Origin of the sequence: Flavobacterium columnare NBRC 100251 = ATCC 23463, assembly GCF_002530675.1 — a bacterium.
Taxonomy (GTDB): Bacteria; Bacteroidota; Bacteroidia; order Flavobacteriales; family Flavobacteriaceae; genus Flavobacterium; species Flavobacterium columnare.
The window spans coordinates 1-15,179 of the sequence record NZ_PCMX01000078.1 but is presented as its reverse complement, the minus strand read 5'-3'; the positions used below and the strand labels follow the sequence as shown (position 1 = coordinate 15,179).

Here is a 15,179-nt window from a genome sequence, read left to right as displayed (position 1 = left end):
TCGGGTTTGTTGTTTTATATTTAATCGTAAAAAACGATTAATCAAAGTAGAAAACAAAAATTATCTTCGATATAAGTTTTAAAATAATGGGCAGCAAAATTAAAACTCTAAGAAATTCAAGAATACATTAAATATTACAATAACGAAAAATCAAGTCTAATCTAAACAAAAATGAGTCCGATAAAATATCGAACTCATTATTATCAAAATTAAGTTTAAATTTGTCTAAACTTTTGGGTGCAGTACAAATTTTTTATTTAATTTTTAGGCTCTTTCATTTTGAAAGTTTCCATAAACTTAGTTGTATAATTTCCTGCCACATAATCAGGCTCGTCCATTAACTGTCTATGGAAAGGAATAGTTGTTTTTATTCCTTCTATTACGAATTCATCTAAAGCACGTTTCATTTTAGCAATTGCTTCTTCACGAGTTTGTGCCGTAGTAATTAACTTAGCAATCATTGAGTCGTAATTAGGCGGTATTGTATACCCAGCGTATACATGTGTATCTAAACGCACTCCATGACCTCCTGGCGCATGTAAAACAGTGATTTTACCCGGAGAAGGACGAAAATCATTATAAGGATCCTCTGCATTAATACGACATTCTATAGAATGTAACTGCGGTAAGTAATTTTTACCCGAAATAGGCACACCTGCTGCTACTAAAATTTGCTCACGAATTAAATCATAGTCAATAACTTGCTCTGTAATTGGATGTTCTACCTGAATACGAGTATTCATTTCCATAAAGTAGAAATTACGGTGTTTATCTACTAGAAACTCTACTGTTCCTGCTCCTTCGTAACTAATATACTCAGCAGCTTTCACAGCAGCCTCTCCCATTTTATGGCGTAATTCATCCGTCATAAATGGAGAAGGTGTCTCTTCGGTTAGTTTTTGATGGCGACGTTGTACAGAACAATCTCTTTCTGATAAATGACAAGCTTTACCAAAAGAATCACCTACAATTTGGATTTCGATATGACGAGGCTCCTCAATAAGTTTCTCCATATACATGCCATCATTACCGAAAGCAGCAGCAGCTTCCATACGAGCCCCTTCCCAAGCTTTATCAAGCTCTTCTTCTTTCCAAATAGCACGCATCCCTTTACCGCCACCACCAGCTGTAGCTTTCATCATTACTGGATAACCAATTTCTTTGGCCACTTTTTTAGCTTCTTCTAATGACTCTAAAATTCCATCAGAACCAGGAACACAAGGCACTCCTGCTTCTTTCATAGTGGCTTTGGCCGTTGCTTTATCTCCCATTTTCTCAATCATTTCAGGAGAAGCTCCAATAAATTTGATTCCGTGTTCTTGACAAATTTTGGAGAATTTAGCATTCTCTGAAAGGAATCCATATCCTGGGTGAATTGCATCAGCATTGGTAATTTCAGCAGCTGCAATAATATTGGACATTTTTAAATAAGACTGATTGCTAGGAGCAGGTCCTATACATACAGCCTCATCAGCAAATTTCACATGTAAACTATCTGCATCAACTGTAGAATAAACGGCAACTGTTTTAATTCCCATTTCACGACAAGTTCTAATTACACGAAGTGCAATTTCTCCCCTGTTAGCGATTAGTATTTTTTTAAACATTTTAATGAAATTTTAAATGTTGAATGATAAATTTTAAATTATTTGAATGATAAACGACTGACATTCATCATTCAAAATTTAGCATTTAAAATAACTTATGATGGATCTACTAAGAATAATGGTTGATCAAACTCAACAGGTGAAGCATCATCTACTAGAATTTTAACAATTTTACCAGATACTTCACTTTCAATTTCATTAAACAACTTCATTGCTTCAATAACACATAAAGTATCCCCTTTAGAAATTAAAGAACCCACTTCTACAAACATTGGTTTATCCGGAGCTGGTTTACGGTAAAATGTACCAATGATAGGCGATTTTACAGTAACATATTTAGAAGTCTCTTCAGCAACTGATTCTGTTACAACTGGCGTAGCTGGGACAGCAGCAACTGGTGCTGGAGCAGCAGCAACTGGTACTTGCGGAATAGCTGTCTGCATTGGTACCTGTTGTACAAACGTAGCGGTTTCAGTACCTTCAGGTGTAGTTTTGATAGTGATTTTAAAATCGTCCATCTCTAGTTTTACCTCGGTAGCACCTGATTTAGCTACAAACTTAATTAGGTTTTGAATTTCTCTAATATCCATGATATTTCGATTTTGGTTTATTATGTTTTTATGAATTATATGCCCATTTTAAATAAATAGCTCCCCATGTGAAGCCTCCACCAAATGCAGCAAAAACGATATTATCTCCTTTTTTTAATTGTTTTTCAAAGTCACACAATACAAGTGGCAAAGTAGCCGATGTGGTATTTCCATAACGATGAATATTGATCAAAACTTTCGATTCATCAAGTCCCATACGTTCAGCGGTAGCATCTATTATACGTTTATTAGCTTGGTGAGCCACTAACCAATTCACATCATCATGTGATAATTTATTTCGTTGCATTATTTTTTCACTCACATCAGCCATACCAGAAACAGCATACTTAAACACTGTTTTTCCATCTTGGAAAACTGTATGCATTCCTTTTTCGACCGTTTCTTTAGAGGCAGGCAGAATAGATCCCCCTGCATCTATTTTAAGATATTCTCTACCAATTCCATCACTTCTTAACACTTCGTCTTGCAATCCTAACCCTTCTTCATTAGGTTCAAAAAGAACAGCACCTGCACCATCTCCAAAGATAATACAGGTAGCTCTATCTGTGTAATCTATAATTGAAGACATTTTATCTGCTCCAATTAGTAATACTTTTTTATATCTTCCCGATTGTATATAGGCCGCAGCAGTAGACATTCCGTATAAAAAGCTAGAACAAGCAGCCTGAAGGTCATAAGCAAACGCATTAACAGCCCCTATTTTCGATGCAACATATACACCTGTAGATGCAACAGGCATATCAGGAGTGGCTGTTGCCAGAATAATCATATCAATATCCTTGGGATCAATTCCTGATTTTTCAATTAGGTTTTTAGCAGCTTGAATAGCCAAATAGGAAGTACCTGCTCCTTTTTCTTTTAAGATTCTTCGTTCTTTGATCCCCGTACGTGTGGTGATCCATTCATCTGTGGTATCGATCATTGTTTCCAAAACCTGATTAGATAAAACAAAGTCTGGAACATAAGAACCTATAGCAGTAATTGCGGCAGTAATCTTATTCATAAAGTCTTGTTTTGAACCTTTAAAAGGTCAATTCTAAAAGTTGATGAAATTACAAAATTTCTATAAAAAAGACACAAAAATGGTTCATTTTTTTCAAAAATGAATCATTTTCAACAAAAAAACTCTCACAATGTGAGAGTTATTCATGTGTCTTTAAAAAAACATATTAAGCAACAGCTACTGATTTATCAATAACTACTTGACCTCTATAATACATTTTTCCTTCGTGCCAGTAAGCTCTGTGGTACAAATGTGCTTCACCCGTTACTGGGCAAGTAGCAATTTGAGCAACAGTTGCTTTATAATGAGTTCTTCTCTTGTCTCTTCTTGTCGACGATTGTCTTCTCTTAGGATGTGCCATTTTACAAAATTATTTATCCGTTAATAGTTTCTTTAATGCTGCCCAACGTGGGTCAATTTCTTCTTCTTTTATATGTTGCTCTTCTGCAATTTCTGTTTCTTCAAAGGCTTCCTCTTCTTCTAAAGCTTGAGGACTTACTCTTTTAAAAGGTATTGAAAGAACAATCATCTCATATATATACTGCGCTACGTCTACTTGATGTTCACCAAACGGAAGAATTAACAATTCTTCATTTTCGTCATTATACGCTTCTCCAAAACGTACAATCAACCGTAAATCCCCTTTAATTGGTAAATCAAAAGGTTCTCCTGTTACATCACATAACACATTTACAGTTCCATTATGCTTAAAGTTCAGTTCAAGCATACTACTTTGTTTTTCTAATACCAAACTTACTTTTATATTAGCCGAATCAAATTCGTCATATTCAAAGCAATCAAAGAACGCCTTACTAATTAGGTATTCAAACTGGTGTTTTCCTATCTTCAATCCCACATAGGGGATTAAATATTCATTCGTAACTTTCATCAGATAAATCTACATTTTTAATAGGTTCAGACGGAACGTTATTCTTTAAAACCTCTTAATCAAAGACTTAAACCCAATTCCGTTTCATTCTGACAACAACTTGCTCCTTAATTAGGGTGTGCAAAGATATAAATTATTTATAAAATCAAAAGGGTTATGAACATTTTTTTGTTTATAACTCATTTTATTTTGTTTTTAATGGATTTGTAGCTATTTCTTCATAAATATTTCTGGCTTTAAAAATATCTAAAGCGGCATAAATAGCCTCTGTAAAGGAAACTGGATTTGCAATTCCTTTTCCTGCAATATCAAAACCAGTTCCATGATCTGGGGAGGTACGAATTTTATTTAATCCCGCAGTATAATTAACTCCTTTACCAAAAGATAACGTTTTAAAAGGAATTAATCCTTGATCATGATAAGCAGCCACTACTGCATCATATTTTTCGTACTGTCCACTTCCAAAAAAGCCATCAGCTGAAAAAGGACCGAAAACCATTACACCTTCTTCAAATAACTTTTTTAATGTTGGCTTTAAAATCAACTCTTCCTCTTGTCCGATGACACCGTGATCTCCTGAATGAGGGTTCAAACCTAATACTGCTATTCTAGGTCTATTAATCTGAAAATCTTGGATTAAAGAATGATTAATTGTTTTTATTTTTTTTAATATCAACTCTTCGGTAAGATGAGATGCTACTTCATTAATAGGCACATGATCCGTCAACAAACCTACCCTTAATGAATCTTGAATCATCAACATTAAGGCATCTCCGTCTAATTCTTGGTTTAAATAATTTGTATGCCCTGGAAAAGAAAAATCTTCGCTTTGAATATTAACCTTGCTAATAGGAGCTGTAACCAACACATCTATCTTGCCTTCTTTCAGAGCTTGTGTGGCTGCCACAAAAGACTTTACAGCGTATTTTCCTACGTGTTGTTCTTCTACTCCCCATTCTAAATTCACTCCTTCTCTCCAAACATTCAGAACATTTACCTTGCCTACTACAACTTGATCAATCTTGTCAATACCATGTAAATTAACATTTAAATTAAGTTGTTTTTTTAAATACGAAACAATCTTAACATTAGCAAAAATAATAGGCGTACACAATTCAAGCATACGAGTATCTTCGAATGATTTCAACACAACCTCACTACCAATACCATTTAGATCTCCTATTGAAATACCGACCATTATATTTTCAGGCTTTTTTGTCATCGCTTTAATATTTGTACTAATTTTGAATACAAATTTACTAAAATTAATCAGTTAATGTTTACAGGAATTATAGAAACTCTAGGTAAGATTGTTGCTCTTGAAAAAGAGGGCGAAAACATTCATGTTTCAGTACAATCTTCTATAACAAAAGAACTCAAAATAGATCAAAGCGTAGCTCATAACGGAATATGCCTTACAGTCGTTGATATTAATGAGGATGTATATACTGTTACCGCAATAAAAGAAACGATTGACAAAACAAATCTAAGTAAGTGGAAAACAGGAGATCTCATTAATTTGGAGCGTGCTATGAAATTAGGAGACAGACTGGATGGTCATATCGTACAAGGACACGTAGATCAAACAGCCGTTTGTAAATATATAGAAGAAGCAAATGGCAGCTGGTACTTTACATTTGAATACGATAAGGTTCTTAAAAACATTACAATAGAAAAAGGTTCCGTAACAGTTAATGGAACCAGTTTGACTGTAGTCAATTCAAAGCTCAATGAATTTAGTGTAGCAATTATTCCTTACACTTATGAACACACGAATTTTCATGCTTTTGAAGTAGGTAGTACAGTAAATCTTGAATTTGATGTATTAGGCAAATATGTTGCTAGATTAAAATCTTTAAATCTTTAAAAAGAAAAAAAGTCCCACTAATCAGAGTGGGACTTTTTTATATGAATAATTAGATGATATTATCCATTTAAGGCTTCAGCTCCACCTACTATTTCTAGGATTTCTCCTGTAATTGCAGCTTGACGTGCCTTATTATAGGTTAATTTCAACTGATTTCTTAATTCTGTAGCATTATCAGTTGCTTTGTGCATTGCTGTCATACGTGCTCCATGCTCAGCAGCAAATGAATCACGAATGGCTTTATACAATTGTGTTTTTAATGACTTAGGAATTAAAGTCATAATAATTTCTTCTTTAGAGGGCTCAAAAATATAATCACCTGACACAGCATTCCCTTTAGCAATAGGAGCTAGAGGCAAGAACTGTTCTGATTTTACTACTTGAGTAGCAGCATTTTTAAACTGATTGTATACTAATTCAATTGTATCGTATTCACCAGCGATAAACTTATCAGTCAATTTAGAAGCGATAGTGGCAGCATTATCAAAAGTTAAATTATCAAAAATTGTACTTTCGTTAGCAATTACATTATGTGTTTTACGCAATGTATCGTTTCCTTTTTTACCAATAGCCAACACATCAAGTTGAGCACCTTGATATTTATCCGCAAGGATTTTTACTTCCTTAACCACGTTAGAGTTAAAAGCTCCACACAAACCACGATTAGAAGTAATAACTACTAAAAGTACTTTCTTTACTTCACGTTGCGTCGTATAAGCTCCACCTACTTCACCTTCAAGAGTAGCCGATAGATTTTGCAATAACTCCGTTAATTTTTCAGCGTAAGGACGCATAGCTGTAATGGCATCTTGCGCCTTTTTTAGCTTTGCTGCCGAAACCATTTTCATTGCGGATGTAATTTGCATCGTTGATGAAACGGATGTAATTCTATTACGGATTTCCTTTAAATTCGCCATTTTTTTATAGTAATTAGTGACTAGCAAATAGTGATTAGCTAATTACTAATCACTACTCACTATTTACTTTATTAGTTATACTTTGCAGATACTTCTTTTGCTACTTTCTCTAAAACATCAGTGATGTTGTCATCAAACTTACCTGCTTTAAGAGCATCTAGAGTATCTCTGTGTTTGTTGTTTAAGAATTCTAAATAATCTTTTTCGAATTCTTTTACTTTAGCTACTGGTACGTTTCTTAATAAGTTTTTAGTACCCGCATAGATAATTGCAACTTGGTCTTCTACCGTAAAAGGAGAATTTAAACCTTGCTTTAAGATTTCTACGTTACGTTTACCTTTTTCAATTACATTTAATGTAGCTGCATCTAAGTCAGAACCGAATTTAGCGAATGCTTCTAATTCGCGGAACTGAGCTTGGTCCAATTTTAAAGTACCAGATACTTTTTTCATAGACTTGATTTGGGCATTACCTCCTACACGAGATACAGAGATCCCTACGTTAATTGCTGGACGTACCCCAGAGTTGAATAAATCAGACTCTAAGAATATCTGTCCGTCAGTAATCGAGATTACGTTCGTTGGGATATATGCAGAAACGTCACCCGCTTGTGTTTCGATAATAGGCAAAGCCGTTAATGACCCTCCCCCTTTAACGATTGGTTTTAGTGAGTCAGGTAAGTCATTCATATTTTTAGCGATATCGTCATCAGCGATAACTTTCGCAGCTCTTTCTAATAAACGAGAGTGTAAGTAGAATACGTCTCCAGGGTAAGCCTCACGTCCTGGTGGTCTTCTTAACAATAAAGACACCTCACGGTAAGCAACAGCTTGTTTCGACAAATCATCATAAACAATTAAAGCTGGACGGCCTGTATCACGGAAATACTCACCAATAGCAGCACCTGCCATAGGAGCATACACTTGCATTGGAGCTGGGTCAGAAGCATTAGCAGCAACGATAACTGTATAAGCCATAGCTCCTTTTTCTTCTAACGTTTTAGCAATTGAAGCTACTGTAGAGGCTTTTTGGCCAATTGCTACATAGATACAGAAAACGGGTTTACCTGCATCAAAAAACTCTTTTTGGTTGATAATCGTATCCAAACAAACTGTTGATTTACCCGTTTGACGGTCACCAATTACTAACTCACGCTGACCACGACCTACTGGAATCATAGCATCTACCGCTTTGATACCTGTTTGCATTGGTTCAGTTACTGGTTGACGGAAAATTACCCCTGGTGCTTTACGCTCTAAAGGCATTTCGTATAAGTCACCACCAATAGGACCTTTACCATCAATAGGTTGACCTAAAGTGTTTACTACACGACCTACCATTTGCTCACCAACTTTTAAAGAAGCAATACGTTGTGTTCTTTTAGCAGTTGACCCTTCTTTGATACCTGTAGATGGTCCTAATAAAACCACCCCTACGTTATCTTCTTCAAGGTTCAATACGATACCTTCCATACCGTTTTCAAAAACCACTAACTCACCATATTGTACATTAGAAAGCCCATAAATACGAGCAATACCGTCACCTACTTGAAGTACAGTACCTACTTCTTCTAAAGTAGCACCAGATTCAAAACCTGATAATTGTTGCTTTAATATTGCTGAAATTTCAGCTGGTTTGATTTCCGCCATTGTTTTATAATTTTTACACTTTCGTGTTATAATTAATTACTCAATTCTCTTTTTAATGTTAATAAACTATTAGCTACTGAAGCATTATACTGCTTATCACCAATTTTCAGTACAAATCCTCCTATAATAGTTGGATCTACAATATTTTTTAAAGTAACTTTTTTAGTTGTTAAAGTACCTGCTTTAACTAATACTTTTGCTTCTAACTCAGGAGTCATAGCAAAAGCGGTAGTTACCGTTGCTAATTGCACTCCATTAGCCTCATCATATAGTTTTGTATACTGTGTAGCTACTTTTTCTAAAAGTTCAAAACGTTTGTTTGCTAATAACAACTGGAATAAAGACTTCGTTACAGCCGTAGCCTCTTTAAAAACTTCCAATAAAGCATTATATTTTATTTGAAGTTTCAAAGTTGGATTCGTTATAAACAAGGCTAATTCAGCATTATTTTGAATAGTTTTAGCAATTAAAGTCATATCATTATTTACTTCAAGAGCGGAACTCTTAGAAGTAGCAACATCTAAAATTGCTTTTGCATATCGTACTGCGGCTCTGTTACCTGACATATACTTCTATTATTAGTTTAATTTTACTTCATCTAACATTTTCTCAACTAACTTAACTTGAGAATCATTGCTTGATAATTGGTCTTTTAAGATTTTTTCTGCAATTTGTAAAGATAAAGTAGATACTTGCATTTTTAATTCTGCCATTGCAGCATTTTTCTCACTTTCTATAGACGCCTTAGCTTGTTCGATTAAGCGAGATCCTTGTGCTTGAGCATCTTCTTTAGCATCTGCAATCATTTTTTCTCTAATTTCACGTGCCTCTTTTATCATAGTATCACGCTCTGCACGTGCTTCGTTTAGGATACGCTCGTTGTTAGCTTGTAATTCTTGCATTTCTTTTTTAGCATTTTCAGCGGCTTGTAATGCACTACGAATACCTTCTTCACGAGTTTCTATAGACTCCATGATGGGTTTCCAAGCAAATTTAGCTAATAAAACAATTAGAATCGTTAAAATTACAATTAGCCAAAAGAATAGTCCGTATCCAAAATCATTAAATATTTTTTCCATTATTGCTGTTTCTGTTTAATTAATAAAAATAGGTTAAATAAAACTACACTTTGCAACCAACCGTTGCAAAGCGTAATTTAAACTGATTAAGCACCTAAGATTAAGGCACCGAATGCTAAACCTTCTAATAAGGCACCGATGATGATCATCGCTGTTTGGATTTTACCAGCAGCTTCAGGTTGACGAGCAATAGCATCCATTGCAGATCCACCAATTTTACCTAAACCTAAACCAGCTCCGATTACGATTAAACCAGCACCTACTAAATTTGGAATTGTCATAATAAAAGATTTATATAATAATTAAACAATTTTTTAAAAAAATTCTACTTTTTTATTCTATTAATGATGGTCATCATGATGGTGGTCTTGAACCGCCATACCAATGAACAATGATGATAACATAGTAAAGATGAATGCTTGTAAGAATGCTACTAACAATTCAATTACTGAGATGAATAAGGTTAATGCTAACGATACGCCCACAGCTCCACCAGCGGTTAACTGTTGTTTGAATAAGAATATAATAGCGATTAATCCCATTACTACTGAGTGACCTGCTGTGATGTTTGCAAACAAACGAATCATTAACGAGAAAGGCTTTGTGAAGATCCCTAAAACTTCAATAGGTGCTAAAACTATTTTCATAGGCACGGGTACACCTGGCATCCAGAAAATGTGTTTCCAGTAATCGGCATTAGCACTTACGTTTGTAATCACTAAAGTACATAAAGCTAAACATAAAGTTACGGCAATATTACCTGTTACGTTAATTCCTAACGGGGTTAAACCAATTAAGTTCAAGGTCCAGATTAAGAAGAATACCGTTAATAAATACGGCATGAATTTTTTGTATTTTTTCTCACCGATGTTTGGACGAGCAATTTCATCACGTACATAGATTACTAGTGGTTCTAACACACGACCAAAACCTGTTGGTAGTGCATTTCCTTTTTTATAGGTTTTTGCTAACGATGTGAAAGCAAAGAAAATTAAGATTGCCGTTACCAATAACGAAAATACGTTTTTAGTGATTGAAAAATCTAAAGGTTTTGCATTTGTTGGATGACCGTGCGGATCATTTGTAATTGTCCCTTCGACATCTGATTTATAGATTACCCCATGAACCATTTTATAGAAGTTACCATCTACTTCTGCCAATTCTTTCTCATTGTGAAAAGCTGACGACATGAACACATGAAGACCATTATCAACTAAAATAACGGGTAATGGAAAACCTACATGGTGTCCCGTTTCTCCATCGACATACAAGTTGAAATCATGCGAATCCAACAAGTGATGCTTGATAAATGCTTGAACTTCTGGTTTCTCATCAACAGGACCGCCGTGACTAGCTTCATGAGCAGCCGTTGCGTGTGCACCTTCAGCATGAGCCGTGTCGTGTACCACAGCATGCGCCTCATGAGCTGGCTTTGAAGTTCCGTGAGTTGAATCCGTCATTGGGTTAGCCATTGCTACCCAAGAGAATAAGCCTATAAAGGCTGACATTAGTAATGATACAGGTTTTCTTGTAATCATCATAGGAAATAAAATTTCTATGTTCGTAAATTTCGGTGCAAAGGTACATTTTTTATTTATATGAAAAACGATTGCTGAAAAAAAAATATATGAATCTGTATTCAAATTCAAACACAACAATTGTACAAACCTATTAAGTCCCTTTAAACACAGCCAATCAAATAGTTAAAATTTAATCTGATTTAATTTTTTACCTACTAAAAAAGTCATTGCAATTAAATATCCAATAAATAAAATAAAGAAATTCCATTTAGAAAACATTAAATTCTTTTGCAACAACCATCTATTAAGAATGTATGTGAAAATAAAAATATTTGTAATAACGACTAAAAAGCCTACTCCTACCAAATCTTTTTTATTTTCTAATAGGAATGCCATAATCATAGTTCCTAATAGATAAAAAAACAAAAAGAAACCATGTATTAGATAAAAAACTGGTGGAATTAGCTGATCGGATAAAATTAAATATCCAAAATTAAGTACACAAAAAGCCATCCCTATTAGGAATAGCTTTTTTAAAAATTCTTTAATAAGCATTATTTATTAATTTCATTTACTTGTTTGATAACATTATATAAAGCTATGAAGACTCCGAACAATGTTAAGATTTTATTATAATAGAAATAAGAACTGGGATATGTTATATCTATCCATTCTCCCAATTTATAAAACAAATAAATAGTAACTCCCATTTGTGACGGAATGGTAACAAGGGAGAGCCATTTGTTTCCATTAAACCTACCTTTTTCTTCCTTATTATTGCTCTCCATTTACAACATTCAATGAAGGAGCAATTGTTTTCATCACACAGGTTGCTGTGAATTTAGCACCAGGTTCGACAGCTAATTTACCACAACTTACATCTCCATTTATAGTAGCTGTAGCTTTTACATTTAGGATTTCTTCTACAATTATTTTTCCTTCGGCTTTCCCTTCTATATCCACATTTTGGGCATTTATATCTCCTAAAACACTTCCTGCAGGCCCCACTACTAATTTAGCTTTCGAGTTAAAATTTCCGATCAAGTGACCATCTAATCTAAAATCTGCAATTGATTCGATGTCCCCTTTGATTGTAGTTCCTTCAACAATACGATTTGTTTTTCCTAGTAGGTCTGTGTAATTTTTGGGCTTTTTGTCAAACATAAATTAAAGTTTTAGTTGTAGATATTCATTTAAATTTTTCTTCATTTGAATAACAGAATAATTTTGACTTGAAATAACAATGGCGTTTTCCTTTACTTCGTAACCTTTTGTTTTAGCTAGTAATTCTACTAGAAAACGTGCGTATTCACGAGAAGATATGCCATGAATTACGACAAAATTATCGGTTTGGTTATAAATATCGTAAGATACAAAAAACTTATAATATTGTTTCTCTTTTATATATTTTTCTAACTTATCTATTAAAATTTTAGTGTTTTTATCCTCTTTTGCACCTACTTTATACAACACTTTCCATTTAACAGAGGTTGTATCTGCCGACAGAACCATTTGTTCCATTTTTGGAATATCTATACGTAAAATTTCTTCTGCTTTTGTAGCTTCATCGGTATCAGGATATGTATTAATTACTTTTTGAACGCCTTCACGATAGGCATTCAAACCAAGTATTTTCCCATTCAATAAAGCTTTTAATAATTCAAACTTAGGCAATAAGGGGTCTCCAGAAAACAATGTCATGGACTTATCTATCTTATCTAATGCGACTTTATATTCTTGGTTTTCAAACATAACATGGCAGTTTTGATACACTTGAAGCGGAGCTTCTGGATCCTTATTTTCAGATATTTGTCCGTTCACTAATTGAGCATATCGGGTATTCGGATAATTTGCTATGATGTCTGCCTTTAACTTTTGTGCTTTTTCTGAATCAGAAATTTCATACAAGCGAAATAAGTTATATTTGGCTGGAAGTATAAAGCGTTCTTCTGGCTTATTTGCCAATAATTGTTCAAAACGTTCTTCAGCTACTTTATTTTCAAAGAATTTTTCTTTGTAGATCACCCCCAAGTTGTAGTACGCATTATTTCTTTCTTTTGTTAAACTATCAATTACTGTTTTTGATGTGGGTAGCTTAACTAAATAAAACTCTGGGGTATATTTTTCGTTAATAGTTACTGTTTCTGATTGATTTTTACTAACTTCTAAATTAACTGGATTTACCTCTTCATTTTTTTGATTTTGAATTTCCGCTGACCATTTCCAATTATCAACTAAAGCGCGTTTACCCCATTTTTTTGTAAATTCTACTTTTCCATAAGCTACCGTTGAGGGGTTATAAAAATAAAATGAATTTTTGGATTCATCCAATCCTAATGGTGTAATACCTCTTTTTCCACCTGGAGTTGGTACAATATTGGGATCAAAAAATACATTATCATTTTGTTGGTTATTTTGCTCACGATTTTGTTCTATAACTTGTTTTTTTTGATCTAATGCGACTTGTAATGAATCTTTTTTCTTTAATTCTTTTATAAATTTTTGAAAATAAAAAATACGTTCTTGATCTGACATCGTAATCAGATTTATAATGCTATCGTTATGTTTGGCTATTTTTTCGTACTTTATGACTTCGTCTAAATTTTTTCTTTTCTTTTCGATTATAAAGTATTCTCTATTCTTTTTAGTAAATTTGGTTAGAGTGCTATCGTAGTATTTACCCGCTATTTCGTATTTTGTTTGATCAAAATAAATTTTAGCTAAATTTCTATAATTAGAAGCCATTAAATAGCTGTCACTTGAGGTAGATTTTAGTGATTTCTTATAATAATTTTTAGCTTTTTCTTGTAATTTGAGTTGATCATAAAAAAGTGCTACTTGATGATTTAAGACATCTAGATATGAACGATTTTCTCTATCTTTCAATAATTTAGCATATTTTTTTGTAAAGATTAGTGTGTCTTTTGTAACGTCTATTAAACCTGCTTGTTTGGCATGTGCTTGAATAACATATATACGGGGCGATTGTCTTTTCATATTTATGATTTCTTGAAAAGCTATAGAAGCACTATCCTTATATTTTAATTGTTCGTATAGTTGCCCTAAAATAAATCTATAGCGGGCTTTTTCTTCTTTATTAGAAGTATATTCAATAGATTTCTTTATGGAATTTACGGCCTTTTGTTTTTCTTCAAGATTGATATATGCTTGTGTTAAAAGCGCATTGCCATCTGCTTTTATATGAGGTGGTAAATCGTGTCTTTTTAAAAGTAACGTTAGATTCTTAACTGCTAGTGCATCATTTTCTAATCGTACATTTGTCTTTTCTCTCCAAACTTTAGCTTCATAAATTTTGTCTGAATTAGAATATTTGTATAAGATATAATTGAACGCTTCTAATGCGGGTACAAACCTTTTATCATAATAACGGGCTTTTCCTAATAGTAGATGGGCTTCATCCATTTGTGAATTTCGCTCTCTCCCCTCAATATTCATAGAGTGCTTTTGAATCGCTTTTATGGCTTTATCTTCTGCACGGCTAAAATTAACATTTTTCCCTTTTTGCCCTGGTAAAAAGGATTCTTCTTCAATTTGCATACGTTCAACGGGCAATATTTCCCAAAAATCATCAACATAAGCATTTTTTAGTCCGTCTATACCTGATTGCAAAGCGACCTCACCATTGTATACCGTGTTATACTTAGAGTTTAAAGCATGCCAATTTCTAGAAATTAATGTATCCTTTTTAGTTGAACAGGCAATGACAAATGCGCATAGTCCAAAAGATGCTATATATATTAGGTAATTTTTCAAACGATTGTAATTTTTAAATATAAACTCTAAAAATATTTTTTTAGTATTTTGACTGGTAAAAGTACACTTCTTTTAAAAAGTAATGAAGTAAAAATAAAAAAAATCCCAAAAGCGGAATAACTTTTGGGACTTTTAAGATTATAATTTTTCTACTCAATAGCAAGTTTACTTTTCGAATTATTACTATCTAAAATATATGTACCTTTGGTTAACATATCAGTATCAATAGTTATTGAATTATCTTTGCTTTTTTTATTGAAAAC

General features: G+C 33.5%; 17 protein-coding genes. 1 reads left to right on the top strand and 16 read right to left on the bottom strand.

The window, feature by feature from the left end:
* Window positions 1-257: 257 nt before the first annotated feature.
* The 6 genes from accC to pdxA all read right to left on the bottom strand — a co-directional run bounded on the left by accC (window position 258) and on the right by pdxA (window position 5,332).
* Window positions 258-1,607, bottom strand: a complete 1,350-nt coding sequence (gene accC, locus B0A78_RS10750) for an acetyl-CoA carboxylase biotin carboxylase subunit (RefSeq protein ID WP_014165709.1) — start codon at window positions 1,605-1,607, stop codon at window positions 258-260.
* A 95-nt stretch (window positions 1,608-1,702) separates the two neighbouring features.
* Window positions 1,703-2,197, bottom strand: a complete 495-nt coding sequence (gene accB, locus B0A78_RS10745) for an acetyl-CoA carboxylase biotin carboxyl carrier protein (RefSeq protein WP_014165710.1) — start codon at window positions 2,195-2,197, stop codon at window positions 1,703-1,705.
* A 28-nt stretch (window positions 2,198-2,225) separates the two neighbouring features.
* Window positions 2,226-3,221 (bottom strand): beta-ketoacyl-ACP synthase III, encoded by a 996-nt coding sequence (locus tag B0A78_RS10740; protein WP_065213862.1) that lies wholly within the window; start codon window positions 3,219-3,221, stop codon window positions 2,226-2,228.
* A gap of 166 nt (window positions 3,222-3,387) precedes the next feature.
* Window positions 3,388-3,582: a 50S ribosomal protein L32 gene (gene rpmF, locus B0A78_RS10735; protein ID WP_014165712.1), complete on the bottom strand. Its 195-nt coding sequence runs from the start codon at window positions 3,580-3,582 to the stop codon at window positions 3,388-3,390.
* Window positions 3,583-3,591: 9 nt separating this feature from the next.
* Window positions 3,592-4,110, bottom strand: a complete 519-nt coding sequence (locus tag B0A78_RS10730; RefSeq protein ID WP_014165713.1) for a YceD family protein — start codon at window positions 4,108-4,110, stop codon at window positions 3,592-3,594.
* Window positions 4,111-4,294: 184 nt separating this feature from the next.
* Entirely contained in the window at window positions 4,295-5,332 is a 1,038-nt protein-coding gene (gene pdxA, locus B0A78_RS10725) for a 4-hydroxythreonine-4-phosphate dehydrogenase PdxA (RefSeq protein WP_014165714.1), read from the bottom strand.
* Between the two features lie 54 nt (window positions 5,333-5,386).
* Between pdxA and B0A78_RS10720 the strand changes: the two genes are divergently transcribed.
* Window positions 5,387-5,977 carry a riboflavin synthase gene (locus B0A78_RS10720; protein ID WP_014165715.1) on the top strand — a complete coding sequence of 197 codons (591 nt, stop codon included), beginning with the start codon at window positions 5,387-5,389 and terminating at the stop codon, window positions 5,975-5,977.
* A gap of 59 nt (window positions 5,978-6,036) precedes the next feature.
* Here the strand turns inward: B0A78_RS10720 and atpG are convergent, their stop codons facing one another.
* The 10 genes from atpG to porW form a co-directional block, all read right to left on the bottom strand.
* Complete coding sequence (atpG, locus tag B0A78_RS10715) at window positions 6,037-6,894, bottom strand: ATP synthase F1 subunit gamma (protein ID WP_097609667.1); 858 nt, start codon at window positions 6,892-6,894, stop codon at window positions 6,037-6,039.
* Between the two features lie 71 nt (window positions 6,895-6,965).
* A complete protein-coding gene (atpA, locus tag B0A78_RS10710; RefSeq protein ID WP_014165717.1) occupies window positions 6,966-8,543 on the bottom strand; it encodes a F0F1 ATP synthase subunit alpha in 1,578 nt (525 codons plus the stop codon).
* Between the two features lie 32 nt (window positions 8,544-8,575).
* Window positions 8,576-9,109: an ATP synthase F1 subunit delta gene (atpH, locus tag B0A78_RS10705; protein WP_065213865.1), complete on the bottom strand. Its 534-nt coding sequence runs from the start codon at window positions 9,107-9,109 to the stop codon at window positions 8,576-8,578.
* A 12-nt stretch (window positions 9,110-9,121) separates the two neighbouring features.
* Complete coding sequence (locus B0A78_RS10700) at window positions 9,122-9,622, bottom strand: F0F1 ATP synthase subunit B (RefSeq protein ID WP_014165719.1); 501 nt, start codon at window positions 9,620-9,622, stop codon at window positions 9,122-9,124.
* 86 nt (window positions 9,623-9,708) lie between these two features.
* The gene (locus tag B0A78_RS10695) at window positions 9,709-9,903 is read right to left on the bottom strand and encodes an ATP synthase F0 subunit C (RefSeq protein ID WP_014165720.1); all 195 of its coding nucleotides are present in this window, start codon (window positions 9,901-9,903) and stop codon (window positions 9,709-9,711) included.
* A gap of 60 nt (window positions 9,904-9,963) precedes the next feature.
* On the bottom strand, window positions 9,964-11,163 hold the full coding sequence (gene atpB, locus B0A78_RS10690) for a F0F1 ATP synthase subunit A (protein ID WP_041253437.1): 1,200 nt from the start codon (window positions 11,161-11,163) through the stop codon (window positions 9,964-9,966).
* A gap of 162 nt (window positions 11,164-11,325) precedes the next feature.
* A complete protein-coding gene (locus B0A78_RS10685; RefSeq protein WP_014165722.1) occupies window positions 11,326-11,697 on the bottom strand; it encodes a hypothetical protein in 372 nt (123 codons plus the stop codon).
* Window positions 11,697-11,930 (bottom strand): AtpZ/AtpI family protein, encoded by a 234-nt coding sequence (locus B0A78_RS10680; RefSeq protein ID WP_014165723.1) that lies wholly within the window; start codon window positions 11,928-11,930, stop codon window positions 11,697-11,699. The genes B0A78_RS10685 and B0A78_RS10680 overlap by 1 nt, the downstream gene beginning before the upstream one ends.
* Window positions 11,917-12,306, bottom strand: coding sequence for a bactofilin family protein (locus B0A78_RS10675; protein ID WP_014165724.1), 390 nt, complete (start codon window positions 12,304-12,306; stop codon window positions 11,917-11,919). The genes B0A78_RS10680 and B0A78_RS10675 overlap by 14 nt, the downstream gene beginning before the upstream one ends.
* Window positions 12,307-12,309: 3 nt before the next feature.
* Window positions 12,310-14,916, bottom strand: a complete 2,607-nt coding sequence (gene porW, locus B0A78_RS10670) for a type IX secretion system periplasmic lipoprotein PorW/SprE (protein ID WP_097609666.1) — start codon at window positions 14,914-14,916, stop codon at window positions 12,310-12,312.
* Window positions 14,917-15,179 lie beyond the last annotated feature (263 nt).

Coding starts and splice junctions, on each gene's coding strand:
- accC (WP_014165709.1), bottom strand. CDS start 1,607: ATGTTTAAAAAAATACTAATCGCTAACAGGGGAGAAATTGCACTTCGT.
- accB (WP_014165710.1), bottom strand. CDS start 2,197: ATGGATATTAGAGAAATTCAAAACCTAATTAAGTTTGTAGCTAAATCA.
- B0A78_RS10740 (WP_065213862.1), bottom strand. CDS start 3,221: ATGAATAAGATTACTGCCGCAATTACTGCTATAGGTTCTTATGTTCCA.
- rpmF (WP_014165712.1), bottom strand. CDS start 3,582: ATGGCACATCCTAAGAGAAGACAATCGTCGACAAGAAGAGACAAGAGA.
- B0A78_RS10730 (WP_014165713.1), bottom strand. CDS start 4,110: ATGAAAGTTACGAATGAATATTTAATCCCCTATGTGGGATTGAAGATA.
- pdxA (WP_014165714.1), bottom strand. CDS start 5,332: ATGACAAAAAAGCCTGAAAATATAATGGTCGGTATTTCAATAGGAGAT.
- B0A78_RS10720 (WP_014165715.1), top strand. CDS start 5,387: ATGTTTACAGGAATTATAGAAACTCTAGGTAAGATTGTTGCTCTTGAA.
- atpG (WP_097609667.1), bottom strand. CDS start 6,894: ATGGCGAATTTAAAGGAAATCCGTAATAGAATTACATCCGTTTCATCA.
- atpA (WP_014165717.1), bottom strand. CDS start 8,543: ATGGCGGAAATCAAACCAGCTGAAATTTCAGCAATATTAAAGCAACAA.
- atpH (WP_065213865.1), bottom strand. CDS start 9,109: ATGTCAGGTAACAGAGCCGCAGTACGATATGCAAAAGCAATTTTAGAT.
- B0A78_RS10700 (WP_014165719.1), bottom strand. CDS start 9,622: ATGGAAAAAATATTTAATGATTTTGGATACGGACTATTCTTTTGGCTA.
- B0A78_RS10695 (WP_014165720.1), bottom strand. CDS start 9,903: ATGACAATTCCAAATTTAGTAGGTGCTGGTTTAATCGTAATCGGAGCT.
- atpB (WP_041253437.1), bottom strand. CDS start 11,163: ATGATGATTACAAGAAAACCTGTATCATTACTAATGTCAGCCTTTATA.
- B0A78_RS10685 (WP_014165722.1), bottom strand. CDS start 11,697: ATGCTTATTAAAGAATTTTTAAAAAAGCTATTCCTAATAGGGATGGCT.
- B0A78_RS10680 (WP_014165723.1), bottom strand. CDS start 11,930: ATGGAGAGCAATAATAAGGAAGAAAAAGGTAGGTTTAATGGAAACAAA.
- B0A78_RS10675 (WP_014165724.1), bottom strand. CDS start 12,306: ATGTTTGACAAAAAGCCCAAAAATTACACAGACCTACTAGGAAAAACA.